General features: G+C 58.4%; 1 protein-coding gene. It reads right to left on the bottom strand.

Translation table 11 applies throughout. The annotated features are described in order from the left end of the window. The coding region (locus tag MKW15_RS24330; RefSeq protein ID WP_240862983.1) for a hypothetical protein at nucleotides 1-229 on the bottom strand (229 nt) is incomplete at its 3' end. Nucleotides 230-257 lie beyond the last annotated feature (28 nt).

Below are 257 nucleotides of genomic sequence, written 5' to 3'. Positions count from 1 at the left end.
AAATCGGCAAATCACCAATCAACGTCGACGGATCAGCCAGAACACGATCAAGCACGCCGGTCAGGGTTGTCAGGAGTCCTCGGATTCGCGGCTCGTCGAAGATGTCCGTCGCGTACGTCAGGTCCAGGACCCAATCCTGTTCGCCATCACCGGAATTCACTGTCAGATAGAGGTCTAGTTGTGCCGCACTCAGTCCTGGATCAAACGGGGTGAAGTCGACACCAGCCACCTCGACGCCGTCAGCAGCACCGGCACCC

Origin of the sequence: Gordonia gummivorans (assembly GCF_022513585.1) — a bacterium.
In the GTDB taxonomy this organism is placed as follows: domain Bacteria; phylum Actinomycetota; class Actinomycetes; order Mycobacteriales; family Mycobacteriaceae; genus Gordonia.
The sequence above is the reverse complement of the archived record's forward strand: the minus strand, read 5'-3'. Positions and strand labels throughout refer to the sequence as shown.